The sequence below is a fragment of the Rhizobium sullae genome, assembly GCF_900169785.1.
GTDB classification, from domain to species: domain Bacteria; phylum Pseudomonadota; class Alphaproteobacteria; order Rhizobiales; family Rhizobiaceae; genus Rhizobium; species Rhizobium sullae.
On record NZ_FWER01000014.1, the window covers coordinates 95331 to 114796 of the forward strand.

General features: G+C 58.7%; 18 protein-coding genes and 2 pseudogenes. 8 read left to right on the plus strand and 12 right to left on the minus strand.

The window, feature by feature from the left end; translation table 11 throughout:
• Nucleotides 1-79 precede the first annotated feature (79 nt).
• Nucleotides 80-1345, plus strand: coding sequence for a metallophosphoesterase family protein (locus tag BN1800_RS14615; RefSeq protein ID WP_086998664.1), 1266 nt, complete (start codon nucleotides 80-82; stop codon nucleotides 1343-1345).
• Entirely contained in the window at nucleotides 1346-4846 is a 3501-nt protein-coding gene (locus tag BN1800_RS14620) for an AAA family ATPase (protein ID WP_086998666.1), read from the plus strand. It abuts the gene before it with no gap.
• A 119-nt stretch (nucleotides 4847-4965) separates the two neighbouring features.
• On the opposite strand, the gene BN1800_RS14625 is transcribed toward BN1800_RS14620, so the two are convergent.
• Nucleotides 4966-5205 (minus strand): DUF4167 domain-containing protein, encoded by a 240-nt coding sequence (locus BN1800_RS14625; RefSeq protein WP_086998668.1) that lies wholly within the window; start codon nucleotides 5203-5205, stop codon nucleotides 4966-4968.
• A gap of 667 nt (nucleotides 5206-5872) precedes the next feature.
• Here BN1800_RS14625 and BN1800_RS14630 point away from each other — a divergent pair.
• Nucleotides 5873-6085, plus strand: a complete 213-nt coding sequence (locus BN1800_RS14630; RefSeq protein WP_027511369.1) for a hypothetical protein — start codon at nucleotides 5873-5875, stop codon at nucleotides 6083-6085.
• An 84-nt stretch (nucleotides 6086-6169) separates the two neighbouring features.
• Here the strand turns inward: BN1800_RS14630 and BN1800_RS14635 are convergent, their stop codons facing one another.
• The 4 genes from BN1800_RS14635 to BN1800_RS14650 form a co-directional block, all read right to left on the minus strand.
• Entirely contained in the window at nucleotides 6170-7012 is an 843-nt protein-coding gene (locus tag BN1800_RS14635) for a hypothetical protein (RefSeq protein WP_086998671.1), read from the minus strand.
• Nucleotides 7013-7147: 135 nt separating this feature from the next.
• Nucleotides 7148-7576 (minus strand): SRPBCC family protein, encoded by a 429-nt coding sequence (locus tag BN1800_RS14640; protein ID WP_027511367.1) that lies wholly within the window; start codon nucleotides 7574-7576, stop codon nucleotides 7148-7150.
• A complete protein-coding gene (locus BN1800_RS14645) occupies nucleotides 7569-7904 on the minus strand; it encodes an ArsR/SmtB family transcription factor (protein ID WP_086998675.1) in 336 nt (111 codons plus the stop codon). Before BN1800_RS14645 ends, BN1800_RS14640 begins: the two co-directional genes overlap by 8 nt.
• A gap of 383 nt (nucleotides 7905-8287) precedes the next feature.
• Complete coding sequence (locus tag BN1800_RS14650; RefSeq protein ID WP_086998678.1) at nucleotides 8288-9160, minus strand: SDR family NAD(P)-dependent oxidoreductase; 873 nt, start codon at nucleotides 9158-9160, stop codon at nucleotides 8288-8290.
• A gap of 110 nt (nucleotides 9161-9270) precedes the next feature.
• Between BN1800_RS14650 and BN1800_RS14655 the strand changes: the two genes are divergently transcribed.
• Nucleotides 9271-10179 carry a LysR family transcriptional regulator gene (locus BN1800_RS14655; RefSeq protein ID WP_086998681.1) on the plus strand — a complete coding sequence of 303 codons (909 nt, stop codon included), beginning with the start codon at nucleotides 9271-9273 and terminating at the stop codon, nucleotides 10177-10179.
• Between the two features lie 513 nt (nucleotides 10180-10692).
• Here the strand turns inward: BN1800_RS14655 and BN1800_RS14660 are convergent.
• On the minus strand, nucleotides 10693-11286 hold the full coding sequence (locus BN1800_RS14660) for a TetR/AcrR family transcriptional regulator (protein WP_179213796.1): 594 nt from the start codon (nucleotides 11284-11286) through the stop codon (nucleotides 10693-10695).
• Nucleotides 11287-11454: 168 nt separating this feature from the next.
• Here BN1800_RS14660 and BN1800_RS14665 point away from each other — a divergent pair, with 168 nt between their 5' ends.
• Nucleotides 11455-11853 (plus strand): RidA family protein, encoded by a 399-nt coding sequence (locus tag BN1800_RS14665; protein ID WP_179213794.1) that lies wholly within the window; start codon nucleotides 11455-11457, stop codon nucleotides 11851-11853.
• A gap of 331 nt (nucleotides 11854-12184) precedes the next feature.
• Here the strand turns inward: BN1800_RS14665 and BN1800_RS14670 are convergent, their stop codons facing one another.
• The gene (locus BN1800_RS14670) at nucleotides 12185-12901 is read right to left on the minus strand and encodes an eCIS core domain-containing protein (RefSeq protein WP_086998687.1); all 717 of its coding nucleotides are present in this window, start codon (nucleotides 12899-12901) and stop codon (nucleotides 12185-12187) included.
• Nucleotides 12902-13302: 401 nt separating this feature from the next.
• The gene (locus tag BN1800_RS14675; RefSeq protein WP_027511361.1) at nucleotides 13303-13560 is read right to left on the minus strand and encodes a YMGG-like glycine zipper-containing protein; all 258 of its coding nucleotides are present in this window, start codon (nucleotides 13558-13560) and stop codon (nucleotides 13303-13305) included.
• Between the two features lie 540 nt (nucleotides 13561-14100).
• On the opposite strand from BN1800_RS14675, the gene BN1800_RS14680 reads away from it, so the two are divergent.
• Complete coding sequence (locus BN1800_RS14680; protein WP_027511360.1) at nucleotides 14101-14427, plus strand: helix-turn-helix domain-containing protein; 327 nt, start codon at nucleotides 14101-14103, stop codon at nucleotides 14425-14427.
• Complete coding sequence (locus tag BN1800_RS14685; protein ID WP_086998692.1) at nucleotides 14402-15658, plus strand: type II toxin-antitoxin system HipA family toxin; 1257 nt, start codon at nucleotides 14402-14404, stop codon at nucleotides 15656-15658. Before BN1800_RS14680 ends, BN1800_RS14685 begins: the two co-directional genes overlap by 26 nt.
• A gap of 347 nt (nucleotides 15659-16005) precedes the next feature.
• Here BN1800_RS14685 and BN1800_RS14690 read toward each other — a convergent pair whose 3' ends face one another.
• Nucleotides 16006-16785 carry a class I SAM-dependent methyltransferase gene (locus BN1800_RS14690; RefSeq protein WP_086998695.1) on the minus strand — a complete coding sequence of 260 codons (780 nt, stop codon included), beginning with the start codon at nucleotides 16783-16785 and terminating at the stop codon, nucleotides 16006-16008.
• A gap of 261 nt (nucleotides 16786-17046) precedes the next feature.
• On the opposite strand from BN1800_RS14690, the pseudogene BN1800_RS42355 reads away from it, so the two are divergent.
• Nucleotides 17047-17243: pseudogene (locus BN1800_RS42355) on the plus strand (alpha/beta fold hydrolase); the annotation flags it as partial.
• 228 nt (nucleotides 17244-17471) lie between these two features.
• Here BN1800_RS42355 and BN1800_RS43415 read toward each other — a convergent pair.
• The 3 genes and pseudogenes from BN1800_RS43415 to BN1800_RS14710 all read right to left on the minus strand — a co-directional run.
• A complete protein-coding gene (locus BN1800_RS43415) occupies nucleotides 17472-17696 on the minus strand; it encodes a DUF982 domain-containing protein (protein WP_027511356.1) in 225 nt (74 codons plus the stop codon).
• Nucleotides 17697-17744: 48 nt separating this feature from the next.
• Nucleotides 17745-18086, minus strand: a complete 342-nt coding sequence (locus tag BN1800_RS43900) for a hypothetical protein (RefSeq protein WP_425299010.1) — start codon at nucleotides 18084-18086, stop codon at nucleotides 17745-17747.
• A gap of 414 nt (nucleotides 18087-18500) precedes the next feature.
• Nucleotides 18501-19148: pseudogene (locus BN1800_RS14710) on the minus strand (HEPN domain-containing protein); the annotation flags it as partial.
• Between the last annotated feature and the right edge of the window lie 318 nt (nucleotides 19149-19466).

Genomic DNA, 19466 nt, shown 5'->3' on the forward strand with positions numbered 1-19466 from the left:
ATGGAACAAAACGCGAATATGTTCTGGCGCGAACCCTGGCATTGCCTTATCAATCGGGCGCAATGGATGAGGTTCGGATTTGGCCTATCGCTTCCTGCATACTGCGGACATTCACCTCGACTCGCCGTTGAGGACGCTTGCCTTGCGGAATCCCGAACTGTCCGAGTTTATTGGGTTGGCTACCAGACGCGCCTTCGTCCGAGTAATAGATCTCTGCCTTGAAGAGCAGGTTGACGCTCTCATACTTGCCGGCGACCTCTACGACCGGGATCAGACCTCGATGAAGACCGCCCGCTTCCTGGCCGAACAGCTCCAACGCCTGCATACGGCCGGAATCCGCGCCTTCATCATTCGTGGCAATCACGACGCCCTGTCTAAAATAACAGCGGAGCTGATAATGCCGGACAGCGTCAAGGTTTTCGGCGCGGCCTCGGAAGTCGTTTCAATCGACCGCGCTCCAGGCGGCTTCCCGGTCGCAATCCACGGCCTCAGTTTCGCCAAGCCACACGCTCCCGAAAGTTTGCTGAAACACTATTCTCTTCCCGTTCCCGACGCGGTCAACATTGGCGTGATGCATACAAGCCTGGGCGGTTCTGAAAAGCATGACCTTTATGCGCCCTGCAGCGTCGCCGACCTTCAGCAGAGTGGTTTCCGCTATTGGGCGCTCGGCCACATCCACAAGCGGTCGATAATCGAGCACCCGTCGTCCACCATAGTCATGCCTGGCATGCCCCAGGGACGCGACATCAACGAGGACGGCCGTAAATCCGTATCCCTTGTCACGGTTAGGGACGACCGCTCGATCTTGATCGAGGAACGGCAAACGAGCGTGGCTCAATTCGATAGACTGGTCGTCGACGTCTCTAGGGCAGACGACTGGAAGGATCTGATCGGCGACATCGCCTCGAAACTCGAAGAGCTCCGGTCAAATACGGCTTCCGATCATCTTGTTGCCCGCATTCAGATAACCGGCAGAAGCAAACTGGCTTGGCGAATCCGTCGTGACCTGGACCTTCTTCGCACCGAAATGGAAACGCGTGGTTCGATCATCGGGAAGACGTGGATCGACAAGGTGCAGAGCACGTGCTCTGCACCAGAGCAAGCCGGCGTCCAATCTGGAGCACTGGAAGAGCTCGCGACCATCATGGACGGCGAGGTCAGTGGCTCGCCAGCCTATCGTAATGAGCTTCGCAACGTCGCCGACGAGCTGCGCGGCCAGCTTCCCGCCGAACTGCGGGACATTTTCGGTGCCGATGAGCAGGCGTTCGAGAGCATTCTGTCGAGCTTCACTCGGGAGGGATCCGCGAACGTGCTTGCGCGCCTCAGGGGCGGCGAGGGAGAATAGATGCGCCTGAACCGTCTCGACCTCACCCGGTACGGCAAGTTCACCGATAGCGTGATCGACTTTGGCGGGCGGCCTGCGACGTCGCCGGATCTGCACATCATCTACGGCCCCAACGAGGCGGGGAAGTCGACGACCTTGGACGCGATCCTGGACCTGATATTCGGGATCGGCAGCTCCAGCAGATATGGCTTCCTTCATCCCTATACGACGATGAGGATAGGCGCCAGCATCGAGGTCGCCGGTCAGGACCGTGAATTCGTCCGTATCAAGCGACAGCAGAACAGCCTCCTCGACGGTGGGGATCGGCCGTTGGCCGAGGGCTTGATCAAAGCCGATCTCGGCGGCATCGACCGGGACGCCTTCACGACGATGTTCTCGCTCGACGATGAGACGCTCGAAAACGGAGGCGAGGGCATCCTCGCGAGCAAAGGCGACCTTGGAGAGCTGCTGTTTTCGGCCAGCGCGGGGCTTTCCGAGCTGAGCCGGCAACTGTTGTCGATTAGAGCCGAAGCAGACGGGTTCTATAAGTATCGTGCGCGCAGCGGCCTTCTGGCCGACCTCAAGTCAAAGCTCGCTGCGCTCAAGGCGGAACGCGAGGCGCTCGACGTCCAGGCGAGCGACCATGAACGTCTGATTGGTGAGCGAGATCGCTTAAGCCGCCTCTACGACGAAGTAATCGCCGAACGGGCGGGAACGCAGCGGCGCATCGATGAAATCAGGCACATCCTTCATGCCATGCCTACGATGGCCAGACTTCTGAGTTCGAGGGAGCGGCTTGCAGCCTTGTTAGAAGTCCCGGAGCCGCCGGAAAACTGGAGGCAGGAGCTTCCGGGCCTCAGAAAGGCGGAAATCGAGCACCTCGTCAAGCGGAGGGACATCTCTAGATCGAAGTCTTTGATCGAGGACGAGGCGACCGGCATAGCGCCGGATTCCGTAGCATTGCGTTTGGCCTCGCGCATGGACGAGCTTGCGGAACTCAAGGCTCGCTACACGACGGCGCAGAAAGACATTCCGAAAATTACCGCAAGGGCCGCTGAGCTTTCTATCGAGAGCATTCTTCTGCGGCTCGGGAAACCGGGAGAGGCATCGCCGACCAGGTTGGTGCTCGACGCAGCGACGGTCGGGAAATTACGAGAGCTCATAGGGGCCAAATCGGGCGTTGATGCGCGGGCGGCGGCCGCAGCTGATGAACTCGCCAAGATCGAACGGCTGCTCGCCGAGGAGCATTCAAGCGCGCCGCAGATCGAGACTGCAACCGCGGACAAGGTGAAGGCCTTCGAATACCTCGCAGCGACGATGAAATCTGTACCGCGGTCGGATGACGTCGTTGCGCTCCGATCGATCGCACGAAGGCGCGACGGGTCCGCCAGCGCTCTTACCGAAGCGCTGGCGCGACTGCTCCCATGGCGGGACACTGCCGACCGACTTGCTGCGATGACATGTCCTTCCGCAGTCAAACTGGAAAACTGGAAGGTCCTGTTTAAGCGCGGCGAAGAGCTGCTATGGACAACCCGGGGCGAGCTGGAACGGCTGGAGGCCGAGTCCAAACGACTGGACGCCGAGATAGAAGTCGTGCGCGGGCAGGTGGGAGAGGTCGATGAAGCGAATGCCGTGATAGTCCGCGCCGACCGGGAGAGGGCTTGGGCGGCGCACCGGGAAAGAATGGACGCCGGCACCGCCGATTCCTTTGAAGCGGCGATGAGAGCGGACGATCATCTCGCTTCCCAGCGGCTCGCGCACTTCTCCGAGATTGGCAAGCTCAACCAGCTTCTTCAACGGCAAGCTTCGGTCCGCTCGGAGATCGAAACCGGCCGGGACCGTGAGCGGCGGGCGCTCGCGGACATAGAGGAAGTAAAGTCGGCGATATCGGAGCAGGCCCAGAAGTTTGCGCCAGGCGTCTCCTTCAGCCTTGATCCATCCGAGCTTGCAGATTGGTTGCGCAGGCGCGAGGAGGCGCTCAGGTCGAGAGACGAATTGTTAAGTGTCGAACAAGAGCTCGGCGATGCCGAAGATCGGGTGAGCCGAGCAAAACGAACGCTGATGGAGGCGATGAGCCGGGTCGGGGTGCCATTTCATCAGGATGCCGAAATCGCCAGCCTGATCGCAAAAGCTGAAGAGGCGCTCGATGCTTTCAATGCTGCGGTGAGCAGCGCCCAGCGAATACAGCGGCTGCAAAAGGAATATGTCGAGCGTCAGGACGCCGCGGAGAGAGCCGATCGCGATTCGAGGAGCTGGAAAACCGAGTGGGAAGAGGTTTGCGGCGGATGCTGGCTTGGCGAGCTCGGGGCCATTCCCAACACCGGTTCCGTCACGGAAATCCTGTCGACGCTCGAGAATCTCGCCTCGGCGATCGACGCGAAAGAAGGCCTGACCGACCGGATCCAGAAGATGGAAAAGGACAAGGCCCATTTCGAAAAGGAAGTGCTCGAAATCTGCGGGTTGCTCTCGATTGTTCCGGATCGCTCCGCGAACGAACTCGCGCAGGAGATAGCCGAACGGGTCAGGGACGCCGGCTTGAATGAAGAGCGTCGCGAAAAGCTTTACGGCGACCTGGATTCGCTTCGCGTGGATGAGCGGCAACTGCAGTTGTCTGAAGAGATGTTCGATGCACGGCTGAGGGTGATGCTCGACTATTTCGGCGTGACCACGCTTGCCGAGGTCGAATCCCATGTGGAGATTGCGAAGCAGCGACGTGAGCTGTCGAATACGATCCTCGACCTGGAGCATGAACTTCTTCAGACGACTGGTGGGCCTGCTATTTCGCTGGTCGAAGAGCTGGTGGCCGCGGCCGACAGGCAGGAGCTGGAAAACGAGCTCGCACGACTGACGCCGGTTCTTGAGGATCAGGATGCCAGGTGCCGGGATGTGTTTCATGCTCGATCCAACGCCGAGGATGCGTTAGATGCGATCGGCGGTGATTCAAAGGTCGCCGAAATCGAGGAGCAACGTCGGACTCTGCTGCTCGAGATAGGAGAGAGCGCGAAGCGCTACATGGAGCTTCGGGCAGGCGTCGCCGCCGCGGAGCATGGCTTGAAGATCTACAGGGACCGGCATCGCAGCGGCATGATGGCCCGGGCGTCGGCAGCCTTCAAGACGATAAGCCGCGGCGCCTATCAAGGGGTGGCCGCGCAGCCGGGCAAGGACGGCGAAGTGCTGATCGCGGTCTCGGCGGCCGGCGGCTCCAAGGCCGCTAACGAGCTGTCGAAAGGCGCTCGCTTCCAGTTGTACCTGGCGCTGCGCGTGGCCGGTTATCACGAGTTTGTCGGCAGCCGAGGGCCTGTTCCCTTCATAGCCGATGACATCATGGAGACCTTCGACGATTTCCGGGCCGAGGAGGCCTTCAAATTGTTCGCGGAGATGGCGCAGCACGGCCAGGTGATCTACCTGACGCACCACCGGCACCTCACGGATATCGCACGTAAGGTCTGCCCCGCTGTTCGGCTGCACGATTTGGATGTGATCGGAGCGCAAAGACAGTTCGACGTTGTCGCTGCGGAATAGCTGGTCATGAATTACGCGCTATGCGGCCGACACCACTGCGCGGCATGTTCGGAGCAAAGCGGAGTTTCACCCAAGGGACGCGCCATTGAGCCAGGCGTTGGCGTAGCGCTCGGAATTAACTACTGATCTGTCTTCTGTGCGGATGGCGCGCTGGCCGCGGCGCTGCGGAAATAATGCTCTGCATGCTGGTAGTAGTTTTCGGCTTCGACCCGATCGCCGGACAGGGCTTTTTCGCGGGCAAGAGCGAGATAATGCTCATAACGCTGCTTTGCGTTTCGGACCGTATGGGATGATCCTTGAGAGCCGATGTTTGCAGGTCTTCTTTTCAGACGGATGTTGGGGGATTGCGGATTGTTCATGCGGTGTTTCAAGCCATCAATGTGGCTTGCTCCTTGGTTATGGATATGAGCGAGGCAATGGGAAACCTGAGCGCCGCCGGTCGATCTGGCCGGCGACAATCCCGAAGTTTTCGCGGCAACGCCGACGATGACCGGTTCCCGTGAACCTTTGCCGGAGGGGCCTTTATCCCGGCCTCGCGAGCGGAAGGGGCAATGGTGCGACTAATGGTTCCAGGTCAAGGACGTACCCATGTAGCTCGTAAGCGACAGGCGGCACCTTGCGGCATTCCGGGATTTTGAAATCACGAGCGGCCCAGGGGATGGTGGTGAATAAATGCCCACACATCAAACAAGTGCCCCTTTGAAGCACCGAAGCCAAACTCTAACATTCAGGTTAACAAATATATAAAACTGCACTGTGGCCATTTCAAGCCGCTGGCCGTCCTTGAACTCGCACCCATGATCGATGAGGCCGTCGTGGGATATGAACACACGGTTTGACAGCCAGTTGTCACGCCAGCCAGGCCCGATTGACGATCAGAACTCCTGACGCAGTAGCTGACAGCCTAGTGGCCGAACCGCCGCCCAGCTGCTGGTGATTGGGCCGATGGCCACGTTCATTCGTGGTTGACCCAATCACCTGACGCTGGCAGTCAATTCCATATAAGCTAAGAGGATGCTGCAAACGATGGACCGAACTCTCTTCAACAGCCTGTGCAAGGCCGGCAAATTCAAGGAGGCGCTTAGCCTCGCCGTCCAAGGCCGTGAGCACGAAAAATATGCGCCAAGCCGGTTTTCGATGGACAAGAGGACCGGTCTGCCAATCTTCTACCGGGGCAACAAGCGTGTGGAAGCCGATGCGACAGGTGAGTGGCAATTGGCAAAAAATTCGAAACCATAGGGGTAGCTGGTAACGGTGGAGACACCGAGGATCCAGCAAAGGCGTCCATGATTGGTGATGACGACAGACGTCACAAGAGGTGGCTCAGTGTCTCGTATGCGCGAGACATAGAACTTCTCGGTACTCACATAGCTCATTGAGCAGCGTCTTTTCGACGGCAAGGATTTTAACCTTCTCCGCCTCGCCGACGAGCTGGATGATGTAGCTCTGTTGATCAATGCCCTGCCTATCGATGAACGGGTTCAAGAGGCTTGCGGGATTGCCAAGGTCGGGGAGGGCGCCGATGTCTTCATTCGTGACGTTGGGGGCATAGAACATAAAATGCGGCATGGTCATGGTGTGCACGTCCATGTCCGGCGGTCCAACGGTGCGCATGATCGGAGACACCATATAGGAGAGGCCTGGTCCCTCGGGAATGCCGTAGGTTTTGTCGGCATATCGCTTTTCGATTTCGGATTTCAGGGCCGTCGGAGACATCCCTTGAGCGCGGAGTTCGGCCACATCCAAGATGACCTTAAAGTGAGCATTTGTGCCGGCCGCATCGTAGCAAAGCGGAATGTAGATATCGTTTCGAAAGTCAGCGAGTTCCCACGCCGTCCTCTCGACAAGACAGGCCAATCCGCTGCTTCCTTGTTTGGCCAACGCGTATCCCTTGGCGGGATTGAGAACATAGACTGCAGCCTTGCCTCGTAAGGCCGGTGGAAGCGCGCTTAAAGCGTACCGGATTTCGAGGTCGGGTGTCATCTTGTCGAGGGTTGTGTCGTATGCTTGGCTCCTGCCGGGCAGAGCGATGCCGATGCCGAGCGTGATGGGAACGGCAAGCAGCGGCTTTGTGGCTCGCCTGACGATACCGGCTGCCCGTTGAAGGGCCGCAGCAATTGCTCTGGGGGCATTCCTATGTGTATTTGCTTGCCTGATTGAAGACATAGTTTTCCTCCTGCCGGGTTCTGCGATGTTCGAGCATCGCCGGATCGGCCAAACCAAACGATAGTGAGACCGTTGAGCGGACGGAGCCGCGAGCCGCCGGAGCAACCCGGCGGGCCTGGCCATTTTCGCGAGCCCTCAGGCGATGGCTTCTTCGAAATTGTTCAGGATCGCGTTCCATCCGCCGATGTGACCGAGACGCGCCTCCTCGCTTCGGAACTTGACCTGCCTCAAGGTGATCTCGGTCGTGTTCGCGTCAATGGCGGCGAGGTCTATCGTCACGACGCTGTCGTCAACGGAATAAGGAGATTCCCACGTAAAGGACAGGCGCGAATAGGGATCGATTTCCAGATAGGTGCCCGCGTGCGGTATCTCGCGATCGTTTGCCAGCATGACAATCGAGAACCGACCGCCCTTGACGGCATCCGCGCTCACCCTCGACGGTTCATTGCCGCCTGTCGGCGTGCGCATAAATTTGGCAAGCGTTTCCGCCGAAAGCCATGCGGCGAAAACCTTCTCGCGCGGCGCGGCGATCTTGCGGTTGATAGTCAATTCAAGTTCACTCATGTCCTTCATCCTTTGCATTTAGCATGTCGTCGAGCGCTTGCAGGCGCAGTTCCCAGACGGACTTCAGTTCCGTGAACCAGGCCTCAGTCAACCGCAGGGGTTCAAGTTCCGCAGCAATGAGATGCTCGCGGCCCAAAGTCCGGCGGGTGACCAGTCCCGCCTCCTCAAGAACTTTGATGTGCTTGGAAACGGAGTTCAGGGACATGTCAAAATGAGCAGCAAGCGTCGTCACCCTCAAGGCGCCCTCCTGAACGAGGAGCGTGAGAATCTTGCGCCGCGTGGTGTCCCCTGCGGCCTTGAGAATATGTGACAGAGCGTCTTCGTTCATTTATTCACCCGTATGGTTGAATATAACCATCGGCGAACATTAGTCAACCATTTGGGTGAATGTTTTTTTCAAATTTGTTTGGACGCAGGAGATCTCAACTCTTTTTCGGCGAGGCTCTCAGGACGAAGCATTCCGACCGATTCGCAGTCGTTTACGCCGTGCCAATGCGGGCTGGGTGCCTGGCACTGCTGCCGGGGCGCCTCCTTTGTCGTCTACCGGCCTCTTCCGCACTCTCCGCCGAGGTTGCGAGACGTTGTGCGTTTTTCACCCGCACCCGACATTGAAGCAGCCCCACGCAAGAGCGGGCCGCCATTTTCGCGAGAGATGAAGGCGGCCCTGCTACATACGGAGAGGACACGTCCAACGGGGCTCCGACAGAAAATCTAGGCGAGATCGCCGCCGTCAATCCCGATAACGTGTCCGCTTATATAGGAACTGGCATCACTGGCGAGGAAAACGACCAGGGACGCAACCTCCTCCGGCGTGCCGACGCGCCGCATAGGGTAGGGGCTAACGAGCTGTTCGGTCGTCACTTTCCAGTCGCGCCGCACCCGTCCGAGCATCGGCGTCTCGATCGCTCCGGGCGCGATGGCGTTAATGCGCACGTGCCGCCCGTACTCCTGTGCGGCGGCGCGAGTCATGTGGATGACGGCGGCCTTTGAAGCTCCGTAGGCAACGATGTTCGGAAAGGCGTGCCGGCCGCCGATCGAGGCCATGTTGATCATCACACCTTCGGAACGGACAAGATGCGGCAGCTCGTATTTCATTGCGACGAAGACGCCGCGCAGGTTCGTCGCAATCTGATCATCGAAGCCGGCAATGTCGGTGTCGGCGATTGGTGCTGGCGGCAGGTCGATGCCAGCATTGTTGAAGGCAATGTCGAGGCGGCCAAAACGCTCCACTGCCTCAGCCACGAAACGCTCGACCTGATGGGCGTCGCGCACGTCCGATTTGATATAGACGACCTCGCCGCCAGTGGCCCGAAGCCGTCCTTCCACTTCGCGCCCGAGTGCCTCCCGCCGGCCGTTGAACGCAACCCTGGCTCCAGCCTTTGCAAGGACGCCGGCGGTTACCGCGCCGATGCCAGACGTTCCGCCGGTAACGATTGCAACCTTGCCCTCAAGGACACCAGGGGCTTGCGCCGATGCCGGTTTAGCGGCGAGCCCCGCGCCAACCGTTGCGCCAGCAACAAGCATGCCAGTGAGAATGTCCCGGCGCGGCAGAATCATTGTGTCGGATGTAATTGCCTCAGTCATGTTCTGTCTCCTCCACCATCTCGTCTATGGGCAGAGGTTAACCGAGGGAATTCCCTGGAAAAACCCCGATCTTCTTTCAGCATTTAAAAGCCTGGGTTAATAATCGGCGCATGAGCTTGCGACCGGATCCATTCTACGGCCTCTCAGCCTTCCTTGCGGCGGCGCAGGCGGGCAGCTTCACCGCTGCGGCTGCGCGACTGGGTGTGTCGCCAGCTGCCGTGAGCCAGGCGGTGAAGTCCCTCGAAGAAAAGCTCGGGACGCCTTTGTTCATCCGAACGACACGGCGCGTCGGCCTGACTGAGGCCGGCGCGGCTCTGCTGGCGCGCACCGCTCCTGCGGCCGCCGAGATCATCGCCGCTGTCGAGGACGTTGCGTCAGCGCACGAACCGTCGGGATTGTTGCGCCTCACAGTGCCACGCATGGCGGTGCCGCTGGTTATGGAGCCTATCATTCCCGCGCTGAGGCGCGCGTATCCGAGGGTCGCGGTCGAGGTGGCGGTCGAGGATGCGGCAGTCGATCTGTCCATACGCAGTTTTGATGCCGGCATCCGCATCGGCGAGTATGTCGAGCGCGATATGATCGCGGTGCGTCTTACCCGCGACATTACCTGGGCGGTCGTGGCAAGTCCCGCTTATCTCGCCGCTCGCGGCCGGCCGGATGCACCACAGGACCTGGCGCGCCATGAGGCAATTCGGTATCGCTTTCCGAATTCGGGCGCGCTCTACAGATGGGAATTCGAACGCGACGGCCGGAGCTTTTCCGTCGATCCGCCGGGTGACCTGATCGTCAATGACGGTGCGCTGCTCGTCACATGGGCGCGGGCCGGCCTTGGCCTCGCCTATGTCGCCGATATCGCCGTAGAAGCTGAATTGCACGCTGGCCAACTTATCCGCGTGCTTGAGCAGTTCCTGCCGACGACGCCTGGTCTTTTTCTTTACTTTCCGCGGCGCGCTCAAGCCCAGCCGAAGCTGCGCGCCTTCATCGACCTGGCAAAGCAGGTTTTGCGGGCAACCCGTTGAACGCGCTGTCATGGTTGGCCTAGCGACGTCATACTGGCGCCGATGTTGGTTGCACCCGATGTTGAGAAAAGACTGCCCATATGGCATGCCCTGTCGAACTTTGTTTAGCGGGGGAAGCGGAACGCTTCTGCCGCCCTATGCTGTCAGAACGGCGGCCCTGGGTGACTGGCGTAATACTTCCCGACGTTTCCAATTTCCACCCGCGTGTCGGTCCTGGGCAGGCAGTCGGCTTCGGACTCCCAAAATTCCAACAGGTTGACGTTGGAGGAACCTTCGAGCCGACAGGGGCCCTTCCATGCCCGGCGTCCAGGGCAGGGCAGGGGCTGCCCTGGCGCTGGAGCGAAAAGTGTAACGACGACTTTTCGCGCTCCCTGCCGCCCGTTGCGCCGGCGAGGTTCGTGCGGACCCGGGTCTAGAGGAAGCGAAACGCCAAGGGGTCGAGCGACGGTCTGCCGTGCGGCATCCATCTGGAACAGCCTCACGATCCCGTCGCGCGTGCCATCGTCGGCCGGATCACGCCAGTTTTGCAAGCAGACCTGTGGCCAGGTAGCGGAAGGCCTCGACGGCTTTCGGGAAGACATCTTTAGGATCTTCGCTGGCCGCAATCCAGAGCGCAGCATTGAGCGCGGCGCCATTCAGAAGCCGGGCGGCCGCCTCTGCGTCCACTGGCTTCAAAATACCCAGCGCGATCAACCGCTCCACCGTCTGCTTTGTCGCCTGCAGGCAACTGTTCTGACTAGGCCATTGCGATGGATCTCCGAGGACGGCTGGTCCGTCGAGCAGAACGACACGCTGCACTTCGGGATCGAGCGCCATTTCGATATAAGCCGTGCCCTCCGCCAGCAGCCCTTCCCAGTCGTCTTCAGCTCGGGCACCGATCTCCTGCGCTCGCGACGCCATTTCAGCGTCGATCTGGTTGACCACGGCAGCCATAAGGCCACGCTTGTCGCCGAAGTTGTGGTAAAGCGCCCCCCGCGTCAGGCCGACGTCCGCGGTCAACTCGTCCATTGAGGCGGCAGCGTAGCCCTTTTCGGCAAAGGCCTTTCGCGCGGCCGCAACCAGCTTTGCGCGGGTCTCTTCCATCATCTCGACGCGTCGATTTGCCATCATCGTAACCCCTGCTTTCAGATACGCGGCGTATATGTGTTGACATACGCTACGTATGTGATACTTGACATACGTAGCGTATATCAACGATGCGACGGCGTGTGAAGCTCTTCGAGCAGCGTTTCGCTTGTCGAGTGCCGCCCAGCAACGATAAAGAGAGATCAAAAGATGACACAGCGCGACGCTATTTTTCCCGCCAGCAGACATGCACTCTACGAAGCGCACGGCTATTCAGCCGCGATTCGCTCCGGCGACCTCCTCTTCGTCTCCGGGCAGGTGGGCAGCCGCTCCGATGGGACTCCAGAACCTGATTTCCGGCGTCAGGTCCAACTAGCCTTCGACAACCTTAGGGCAACGCTGAAAGCGGCAGGCTGCACCTTCGATGATATCGTCGATGTGACCACGTTTCATACAGATCCCGAAAACCAGTTCGAGACCATCATGGCCGTCAAGAACCAGATCTTCAGTAGTCCGCCCTATCCCAACTGGACCGCAATCGGTGTGAACTGGCTTGCCGGTTTCGATTTCGAGATCAAGGTCATCGCGCGCATTCCTGAAGAGGTGTAAGTATCTTCGTACCGGAGCGGTTGGCTCCGCTTCACAGGACGCGCGCGCCAGGCCGACCGGCGCTTTCGCTGGCGGCGGCATTTGGCCGTGTGAGCCGAGCAGAAACCGCCGGGGTTGCATCCAACTGCACATGATGAAATCAGCCGCCATGCGCCAAGGGTGCGGATGTCTTCCCCCCCCGAGACAAGCCTGCGACAACAGTTCGAGGCGGCGGCGGACAAAGCGAGTGTTCGCGCAGCCCAGCCGGCGACCATCGGCGCAAAGGCTCGACTGGGTGAGTGCACGATGCCCAATGGGGGGGCGCCGATTTCCTCGCACACCGCGTCATATGCTACAACCGACGGTATTGGGCTGGAGGCTTAACGCCTTGGGGCACGGTGGGCATCGGCTGAATGACGTTGGGCGACCGGTTCTGCGGCGTTGTCTTTTGTTGGGTTCTATTGAATCGGTCAGTGGCGGCGTACGCCTCGTCCTCAACAGATTTCCAGTTTCTCAAATACCGTATAGAAAAATTATGTGTTCCCCAGTCGCGAAACTGCTGAACGTGCTTAAGCTCATGAACCCATAGCCCAGGATCATTTGCTGCAGCTTCGTCTTTGAAAATAACGGTGTCGATCAATGTAACCGCATCTGCGTCGCCATACCGAAAGGCCAGGTTTGCGAGATTCAGTGACTCGCCATCACCAATTTTGAAGGCCACCATGTCGTAGATCTGTTGGTCATAAAAGTTTCCGAGTATTTGACGAAGCGCCGCTGGCATGGGCATCACCCCGGCCGAACGGGCGGAATTCCGCGATACGATAAGCCATTGCTCCAATGCCACTGCACCGATCAAGGCTTGGGCTTCCATCCGAATGCGGCCAAACTCTCTTCCAATATGCGCCATTTCCCAGCCGATGCGGCCAGAAGTGTGCGGCACATTGATAATTGCATTGTCCGCCTGTGGCTGGACATTGCGCATAAATCGCTCGGGATGGCCGACGTCGCCGAGCCGAGCCCACGCGACAGCAAACGACACAGTGAGTAGCAAAACCGTCATTGTCATCATGACGCGAGTTCCCGTGACTTTGTCCCCTCACAGCAGCCCGGCACAATATCACAATCATCTAATGTTATAACTTACGCACTAAAATCTCGTCGCTATGTCAATTTTCACTCAATCACTCGGCCGGTCGCGCCGATTCCACTGGAGCTTCGTATCCAGATGGCTAGGGCTGCAGGGGCAGTCGTTTCTCGCCTTTCTGCAGTAGGTTTTGGCGGCGTATCCTGTCGCCCGAAGATTGACAGGATGGGCCGATACCGTTGCCATGCACCTGTACTGGCCGAATTCTTTGAACAAGCGAGCGATGGGTGACTGATGCGAAGGCGAGTGTCCCAGCCGCCCTTCGTTAGCCCGAAAGGCGGCTGTTTTCTTTTCAGGCCAGGAAATTTCTTAGCAAATGTCCAGTTTTAGCGGCAACGGGCCTCGTAACGGCGACCATAGCGATCGCGATAGATGCAATAGCCGCGGTGCTCCGTCGAGCGTCCGATCAACGCGCCGACCAGCCCGCCTGCCACAGCACCAACAGCGGCGCCGCCCCAACTATTGGTGACGACACCACCAATTATAGCGCCCGACCCGGCCCCGATCGCAGTTCCTTGTTCCGTCGCCGTGCAGGATGCCAAGGTGGCTACCAACGCACTGGCAAGAACGATATTTTTCATCATATGGTTGTTTCCTAATTTCAATTTTTGCAACAAAGGGGGCAGATCGCCCAGCATCTATGCCCCCAGCATCTAGGGAAGTCCAGAATTCGATTTAATGCGAGCCAGGAGATGGCCAGCGTCCTCACCAATAGGGGCTTTCCCGGTGGCGGACCGGGAAAGCCCCTAACCTTTCGCGCGGTTTACCGAACCGTGCGCGTCAGGCCGGCCACAACATGGATCATGCTTACGGCAAAAAACATTGGACCGAAGCCTGAAGGTGGCTGGACTTTGGTCTTAGCCAATCATTCAATTCCATCAGAAGTGAGCATAGTTCGCGTTCTGCGCCCATGAGAATTGTCTCTCGGCCTTTTTTTGGGAAGGGTTGGCCGTGAGCGAAATCGGCTCTCTCTCATCGCCCTTTTAACGGGGCGTGATGATCTGTCTACGGATCATTCACATGGCATGTGATATGCAAACGGATCATTCATGGTTGATCTTGCTCTCGATGTGAGATACCTTTGCGTATCATCCTCACCAATAGTGAATCGTATAGGTATCGCAATGGGTTCGGAATCAGAAACACTGCTTGAAATCGGGAGACTTCTCAGACGAGCGAGGCTTAGCTCTGCTTTGACGCAGGAGCAGGTCGCTGATCTGGCGGGCATATCCCGTCCCCGCTATCGCGACATTGAAACGGGAACCGCCGCGGCACGCGTGACGACGCTTATCAATATCGCGCGCGCGCTCGGTCTGGAAATGATGCTTGTTCCACAAGCCATGATTCCTGCTGTTCAGGCGCTGTTGCGCCCGCATGATGACGACGATCTGCCCGCCTTTGTTTCTCAACCTGACGATGATGATCATGGCTCCAATCTTCCACGCACCTAAGACGATCCCGTCGTTGGACGTACTCCTGAATATGCTGAAGGTCGGTACGATCGTCAGGACGCCAGGTGATTTCAATGCTTTCAACTTTGATGAGGCCTACCGCAAAACGGGTGGGTTTCCGGTTCTTAGCCTGTCGTTCCAGGCGGCGACGGGCGGATTGCGGAAAGATCCCAAGCCCCTGGCCGGCGCTTTACCAGCCTTCTTCGCGAACCTCCTGCCGGAGGAAAAGCTACGTGAGGCGATGGAAAGACACCATGAAGGCAATGTGCGGCCAGGCAACGATTTCGATCTGCTAGCTGCTCTTGGCACCGATCTGCCGGGGGCCGTGCGAGTAGTGCCCAGCGACGGCGCGACAGCGGTTCAGCAAGATCCATCAAAGGAAAAGACCAAAGCTCGTTTCTCACTTGCCGGCGTGCAGATGAAGCTCTCGGTGATGAAGAACACTGGAAAAGGCGGTGGCCTGACCTTGCCGATGGACGACGAGCAGGGCCAATATATTGCCAAGTTTCCTTCGACAGCATTTCCCGGCGTTTCCGAGAACGAATTCGCGAACCTTGCACTGGCCGCCGCGATCGGCATGGAGGTGCCCGAACGCGAGCTTGTCGAGAAGTCCGACTTCGACCGCATTCCCGAGGAGTTCAACACGTTGTCGGAGGGCAAGGTCCTTCTCGTCAAACGCTTCGATCGTGAAGCCAAGGGTGGGCGGATTCACATCGAGGATTTCGCTCAGGTCTTCGGTGTCTATCCTTCGCGCAAGTATGAGGGCGCTGCCTATCACGATATCGCCTCGGCCATTAGCGTGGCCGTCTCGCCTGCGATGGCTCTCGAATTCGTCCGCCGACTTGCGCTTACTGTCATCACCGGCAACGGCGACATGCACTTGAAGAACTGGTCGCTGATCTACCCCGGCGAAGGCAACAAGCCGACCCTTGCCCCAATCTACGACGTTCTGTCGACGGTGCCCTATATTCCCGCAGACGCCATGGCGCTTTCGCTCGGAGGGGAGCGGTCGTTCAAGGCTCTAGCCGCACCGCGATGGAAGGCATTTGCCAATCGCGCAAAGCTTCCGGAACCAGCTGTGCTGAAGGCAGTGGTCGAAACCGTCGAACGCGTCAATGAGCACTGGTGGCATCTGCCCGAGCGCGGCGTTATTCCGGAGAAAGTGCTCGAGCGCATAGACATACATGTGAAGGCGCTAACGCCAATATTGAGCACCTGCGCCGAGAAGTGAGCCAACCCATTGTTTGGCGAGCGCGCGAATAGCCGCTGTGATCTGGCCCAACGACCCGACATTCCCGATGGAGCATCAATCCCTCCGTGCAGAGCCGGCGATTTGCGGCCGATGACGTTTTTCATCGTCCCAGCCTTGGCTGCGGTTCTGCTACGTAGGTGACGGTACTTTTTATCGCTAATGTGATTGCGGTGGCCCCCCGGCTTCTAACCGCGGGCGGATGAAAGTTCAATGGCAGGTCACCCGGCTTCAGATACCGTACGGTTGCTCGCGACCCATGCTGTCAGCGGCGTCCGGTGCGGTAACAGTGCCGACGATGAGCTAACGTTCGTAGCGCGGACAACGCGTCAACTACTCTGTCCCCTGTGAGCATTAATAATCCACGCGCGCGAGTCAAAGAGTACGCCCTCCATGGTCATATGCGCCTCCAGTAAATCGTGCAGCCGCTGCAATGCCTTGTCGGGTGCCTCATCGGTTTGCGCGAGCGCGTCCTTCACAAGATAGAGGTCGATGAGCGCGTCAAACGCCCTATCGACGTCTGGCCCATAGAAAACCGGTTCTCGCACGTCGGTAAAATCGATCGAAACAAAGCCGGCCGTGCTCAGAAGTTCTGTAGCGATGGTAGGATCGCCAAGTGAAAACGGTGTGAGAACATCTGCGGAAACCGCAGTTCCCGGGGCCAAGGTTCGCCGAATGGCACCAGACCACTCGTTACGCTCCTGGCTCTGCCACACCATCCATACAAGGCGCGCGCCCGGACGCATCGCGCGGGCGACATTGGCAAAGGCCGCCGCCGGATCAGCAAAGAACATGACGCCAAACCGGCTGATGCAGAGGTCGAAGCTGGCAGTGGGAAAGGCGTGGTGCTGGGCATCGCCCTGCTCAAACGCAACATTTCGCAACCCTTCTTCGTCGGAACGTCGCCGCGCAACCTCGAGCATCTCCAAGGACGTATCCACGCCGATCGCGTCGCCTTCCACTGCGACACGGGCGGCCTCACGAGTCGATTGTCCTGCCCCGCAACCGATATCGAGCACGCGGTCACGTACTCCAACGCTCGCGGCGGCGCGCAAATGCCCATTGTGCCGCTTTAATTCTGCGTCATAGAAGTTAGCACGATCCAACATCTCCACCCTCGCTTGGTTTTGTCTCGGTCATGTGACGGAAGTTCGCTTTTCGTCGCTTTCGCGACGGCGTCATAGGCTTGCGTCAGTTTTTGCAGCACTGAAAATTCGCTCTTGGGTGAAGCCCCGAGGTGCAGCACGCGCAACTTGTCCATGAATTCTTCCCGTAACTCCGGTCCGCCCTCTTCGAGCAATTGTGCCCAAATGCTGAGCTCCCCGGTCGCGGGCAGATGCCGGCGCCCCATGCGCCTATCGTAGCCATGCCCCCTTCTCATCGTCCACGGCACGGCAGACCCAATCTTCCCGCTCAAGCACGGCGAATTACTGGCAGAAACCGTCGAAGGCGCAGAACTCTCCGTCTTGAGGGCGGCGGCGATGAAGTTCATCCCGAGGATTGGGATGAAATCACTTCGGCCATCGACCCTCACATCGGTGCATCGCATCCCTCGAAGCTGCCTTAGGCCAAGGGCGCGGATCTCTTCCTTTCCTATTTGTCGGATGAGGGAATAGCACGGCAAGAATTGCACAGCAGAAAAAACTCGAAATGGCACGTTACCATCCCAGCACACGCCGGCAACGTCAAAGGCGAAGCTTCCGCGCTGACGTTTCCTACCATAGGTGCAGGAGGACTCCGGCATAAGCTACGGCACCATGCGCCAGAGAGGCCAGCGAATGCCATCTACCGCCGATCAGCGATTGCCAGCCGCCGCAATCTGAACGGCGGACCTAGCCTCCTCGGCGGAAAGTCGACCTTCGTGAGCCGCGTTGCAGGTGCGCCACGCGTGACGCCATTTTTCGCTGTTCTGATTGGGCTCGTGAATAAGCCAATTCATAGCCTCCTCAGCCGAACCGACAACTATCCGGATACGGCCGTCGCCCAAGATGAGGGGCTTCTTCCAACGTTGTATCAGCATGATTGCACTCCAAGCTTAGGTCCATCGATCGAGGATCGTTCCCTACGATCACAGATAGGTGCCGCCGCCGCTAGATGCCAGTTCGGACTGCGTCGCGCGGGGCAGCGAATGGACGTTCCATGGCGAGGCGGCGCTCTTGGCCAGGAACAGCCGCAAACCCACCTTACATCTTAAGGTGAAGGACACGCCGCCCTGACACTTTCCTCCAGCAGAGGTGGTTTCATTCTCGACAATCTCGCAGATGAGATCAAGCCATGCCACGCGGCACCGTACAAATTTCTGAAACGCCAAGGCCACCAAAACCCGATCGATGGGTAAGTATCCACGGCGAACGTTTGGAGGCGCCTGCACGGTGAATGTCCCGGTGAAAGCCGACAGGAGCCATTTCAATGGGCGACGCACGTCTCGAAGATGCTCGAGACTGGCGTTTCATCTACTTCTAACCAGGTGCACGGCAGAGGGCCCAGCCAGTGGATCACGGCTCGTCGGCAGTCAGACACTTTCTTCTCACAATTGTGCTGATGAACGCCTCGGCTCTCTCTGCCCGAATGTACGGCGCGAAGATGGTCGAGATGGTCTGTCAGGGTCACTGCCGCGTCGAAGCCTTAGATGGGAATCGCATCCATCGTAGCGGCTCATCGAATGTTGCCCATCTAAACGCTTTACGCGCATGCTTTGTTGATTACAATCAGATGTCGGCCAGGAAAAGCATGAAGCTTCCGGGTTCGGCGAATGGATGGTGGTGCGCCGGTAAAGCACCACGCCCTCGCGCAGGTGGATTCGATCATTTCTCAGGGTCGGCCTTCAGATGGGGCTGCTTGCCCGCTCCAGTTCGGTCAGGCGTTCCTTACAGATCGCCGCGATAATCTGGTGCAGGTGCTCCGTCCGTTCAAGCAGCCAGACAAGCGCCTCCTCTGTGATCTCGAAGTGCTTCGAGTAGCGCGATTTTACATAGGCTTCGTTGAGGATGTTGTACCACGCGATGTAGCGGTGCTGGTCGCGCGGCCAGGCGTCAATGAGCCTGCGGTTCTGGTCTTCGGCCAGCCCGCGCAGGAATTTCAGATTGTGCGACGGCGGGCTGTAGTTGGTCAGGGTGAGAAGCAGGCAGGAATAGGCAGTCTCGACTGCTTGGTGGAGCAAAAACGCTGATTGGCTTGCCCAATTGGTCGACGCCGCGACACGTGCCAATTTGTGGAAGCGCTGAGCATTTTCGTATTGCCTCTCGAAATGCTCCTTGGCCACTCTCAGTGCATCGGCAGGTGAGAGCGGCTTCGGCTCCGCCAGCGGCCGGTCATCGAGCTCATAGAGCACAATGCCCTCGCGCAGGATGTCGACGAAGAAATACTGGCCGTCGGCCAAAAAGTTGTTCACCTCCCGGGCGCCATGGACGATCAGCCCGACCGGCGTCTTGACATCTCTGTCCCACATCAGCCGGTCGGTCGCTTTCTCCCATATGTGGACGGCTCCCACTTGCAAGTGTTTTCTGCAGATAATTTTGATCGGATCGCTTGCTTCCATATGTGCGGCCTTTGGGTGTGGCCACACATGACCACTGGCCAAGATGGTTTCCGCGACGCGAGTTCCAGGCAGTACTTCGACCTTTACCGGCCAGTGGGACAAACGGAGCATCACGCGTCTTGGATCGATCGATCACACCATCTGCTTCCTTCTTGCAAGTTCACGCATCAGCTCAGCACAGTGGCGGTCATTCTCTGCTCACCGTGATGGGCTGATCTGTTATGCCGCCAGTCCTGCGGCCTGCGGGATATC

What these genes read in the sequence shown, in the direction of transcription:
- BN1800_RS14660 (WP_179213796.1), bottom strand. Translation starts at nt 11,286, where the DNA reads ATGGCAAATCGACGCGTCGAGATGATGGAAGAGACCCGCGCAAAGCTG.
- BN1800_RS14680 (WP_027511360.1), top strand. Translation starts at nt 14,101, where the DNA reads ATGGGTTCGGAATCAGAAACACTGCTTGAAATCGGGAGACTTCTCAGA.
- BN1800_RS14645 (WP_086998675.1), bottom strand. Translation starts at nt 7,904, where the DNA reads ATGAACGAAGACGCTCTGTCACATATTCTCAAGGCCGCAGGGGACACC.
- BN1800_RS14620 (WP_086998666.1), top strand. Translation starts at nt 1,346, where the DNA reads ATGCGCCTGAACCGTCTCGACCTCACCCGGTACGGCAAGTTCACCGAT.
- BN1800_RS43415 (WP_027511356.1), bottom strand. Translation starts at nt 17,696, where the DNA reads ATGCTGATACAACGTTGGAAGAAGCCCCTCATCTTGGGCGACGGCCGT.
- BN1800_RS14690 (WP_086998695.1), bottom strand. Translation starts at nt 16,785, where the DNA reads ATGTTGGATCGTGCTAACTTCTATGACGCAGAATTAAAGCGGCACAAT.
- BN1800_RS14685 (WP_086998692.1), top strand. Translation starts at nt 14,402, where the DNA reads ATGGCTCCAATCTTCCACGCACCTAAGACGATCCCGTCGTTGGACGTA.
- BN1800_RS14630 (WP_027511369.1), top strand. Translation starts at nt 5,873, where the DNA reads ATGGACCGAACTCTCTTCAACAGCCTGTGCAAGGCCGGCAAATTCAAG.
- BN1800_RS14625 (WP_086998668.1), bottom strand. Translation starts at nt 5,205, where the DNA reads ATGAACAATCCGCAATCCCCCAACATCCGTCTGAAAAGAAGACCTGCA.
- BN1800_RS14650 (WP_086998678.1), bottom strand. Translation starts at nt 9,160, where the DNA reads ATGACTGAGGCAATTACATCCGACACAATGATTCTGCCGCGCCGGGAC.
- BN1800_RS14635 (WP_086998671.1), bottom strand. Translation starts at nt 7,012, where the DNA reads ATGTCTTCAATCAGGCAAGCAAATACACATAGGAATGCCCCCAGAGCA.
- BN1800_RS14675 (WP_027511361.1), bottom strand. Translation starts at nt 13,560, where the DNA reads ATGATGAAAAATATCGTTCTTGCCAGTGCGTTGGTAGCCACCTTGGCA.
- BN1800_RS14655 (WP_086998681.1), top strand. Translation starts at nt 9,271, where the DNA reads ATGAGCTTGCGACCGGATCCATTCTACGGCCTCTCAGCCTTCCTTGCG.
- BN1800_RS14665 (WP_179213794.1), top strand. Translation starts at nt 11,455, where the DNA reads ATGACACAGCGCGACGCTATTTTTCCCGCCAGCAGACATGCACTCTAC.
- BN1800_RS14640 (WP_027511367.1), bottom strand. Translation starts at nt 7,576, where the DNA reads ATGAGTGAACTTGAATTGACTATCAACCGCAAGATCGCCGCGCCGCGC.
- BN1800_RS14670 (WP_086998687.1), bottom strand. Translation starts at nt 12,901, where the DNA reads ATGATGACAATGACGGTTTTGCTACTCACTGTGTCGTTTGCTGTCGCG.